3 protein-coding genes are annotated in these 2,007 nt (G+C 60.5%); all 3 read right to left on the reverse strand.

The window, feature by feature from the left end; all coding sequences use genetic code 11:
• Positions 1–424 (reverse strand): glycosyltransferase (locus VZ95_RS16305; RefSeq protein ID WP_269747121.1); only part of this gene is annotated, 424 nt, incomplete at its 3' end.
• A gap of 20 nt (positions 425–444) precedes the next feature.
• On the reverse strand, positions 445–834 hold the full coding sequence (locus tag VZ95_RS16310; protein ID WP_045776799.1) for a hypothetical protein: 390 nt from the start codon (positions 832–834) through the stop codon (positions 445–447).
• Positions 834–2,007 (reverse strand): aminotransferase class III-fold pyridoxal phosphate-dependent enzyme (locus VZ95_RS16315; protein ID WP_045776801.1); only part of this gene is annotated, 1,174 nt, incomplete at its 5' end. The genes VZ95_RS16315 and VZ95_RS16310, both read right to left, overlap by 1 nt.

Raw genomic sequence — 2,007 nt, forward strand, 5'->3', positions numbered from 1 at the left:
GCTCCACCACCCGTGCAACGCCCAAGGTCGCCAGCCGGTCGGCCCATTCGCGCTGATTATCGGCGGCGACAACGACGAGCGCGGGTAAGCCCAAGCAGCAGCGCTCCCACGCGGAGGTGCCCGCACCGCCGAGAGCTAAATCGCACGCCAGCATCGCCTCGGCCATCTGTTCGGGATCGACCTGTAGGGTAACATTGGGGAGCGCGCTGATCTGCTGCCGAACCGCGTCGAGATGCGGTGCCCCCTGACCGAGAATGACCGTCGTGCGAATATCGGCCGCACTCTGGGCGATAGCATTGAGGGCCAAGCCGGTTCGGTTGGCGGGGTCGCTGCCGCCGAATGCCACGAGAATATGGCGAACCGGCGATTTTGGCGCGATTTTGCGATTTCGTTGCTCCCGTGCGCGCCGAAAACTCTCGCGCACGGGGGCGTATCGGCTCCCCGTTAGAAGCGCGGCCTGCGGGGCAAGCGGTCCATATTCATCAGGCGTGCGCCCTGGGGTGCGTCTATCAGCCAATGGGCGGAATGAGGCCACCGGGGGCTATCGTCAATGACCAGCAGTTTGCGGCCCGCGCGAACCAGCTTTTGCTCCAAGTCCGCTTCCGCCGTCACCATGTCTAGAATGATGAGATCGGCGTCGGTTGCCAGAACGGCGTCTTCCGCAACCCAGTTGAAGGAGGAAAGGCCACGCACCTGGCGGTAGGCGGGCTCGGAGATTGCAATAGAAACGTCCCATCCAGCGTGGCGCAGGCGGTGCCCAAGGGCCGCGCAGCGAACGGCATGACCGAAGCCATAGTCGCCCCCTGCCTCACACCGGATGAGAGCCTTTGGCATTACCGCACCTTAAAAATCGGTTCGATGATCGGCGCTTTCAACTGCTCGATCAAGGTTCCGCTGGTTAGGCCTTGTTTGACGGCGACCAAAGCCCCATCCCAGGCTTGCCGGGTTCGAGCCATGTCCGTTGCGTTATGGGTCCAGCAGACATTATGGCTGGCGTTCAGCAGAACGCCCCGCGCCAGCATTTCTGTGAGGAACATCGTCTTAATGGCTTCTTTGCGGATATTGGCATGGTCCTGGACGACCAAGACCTTCCAAGGCGCAAAGCCGACGAGGCCAAAGACATGGCCGAGTTCGTGCTTCTCGATCAGGGCGTTAACATCCTCCGCCAAATCCGCGCCGAGCGACCAGAGCCGGGGAATAACCGCCTCCCGCTTCAATTTGTCGATCGTGGCTAAGGATGCGGCCAAGGAGAGTGCCTCCCCGCCGAAGGTGCCGGAGTAGAAAATCTTTTCCATCTCCATCATAACATCGCGCCGCCCGACAACCGCCGACAGCGGCATACCATTCGCCATTGCCTTGCCGAAGCAGGAGAGATCCGGCGTTACGCCAAACAGACTTTGCGCGCCACCCAGGGCAAACCGGAAACCCGTGATGATTTCATCGAACACCAGCAACGCCCCATGCTTATGCGCTAAGTCTTTGACGCCTTGCAGAAAGCCCGGTTTCGGTTCGGTTACATTTGCCGTTTCCATAATCACGCAGGCGATTTCGCCAGGGTGCCCAGTGAAGACTTTATCGAAGGCCTCGAGATCGTTGTAGGGAACCATCGTGGTAAGGTTCTGAACGGCGGACGGCACGCCCTTATTGCGGGCGGTGGCGCCAATATACCAATCCTGCCAGCCGTGATAGCCGCAGACGATCACGCGGTCGCGCCCCGTGTAGGCTCGGGCCATCCGGATAGCGGCCGAGGTCGCATCCGAACCATTCTTGCCGAAGCGGACCATTTCGGCGCTGGGGATAATATCGCACAGAACCCGCGCCAACTCCTGTTCCAGAGTTGTCGGAAGGCTGAAGCTGATACCGCGCGTGAGTTGGTTGCGAATGGCGTAGTCGACATCGGCATCGCGGTAGCCCAGCACGATCGGCATTAAGCTGCTAATCATGTCGACATACTCATTGCCGTCCACATCCCAAACCCGCCCATCCTGGCCGTGGGTAAGGAACAGC

Source organism: Elstera litoralis (genome assembly GCF_000963705.1).
GTDB lineage: Bacteria > Pseudomonadota > Alphaproteobacteria > Elsterales > Elsteraceae > Elstera > Elstera litoralis.

What these genes read in the sequence shown, in the direction of transcription:
- VZ95_RS16310 (WP_045776799.1), bottom strand. Translation starts at nt 834, where the DNA reads ATGCCAAAGGCTCTCATCCGGTGTGAGGCAGGGGGCGACTATGGCTTC.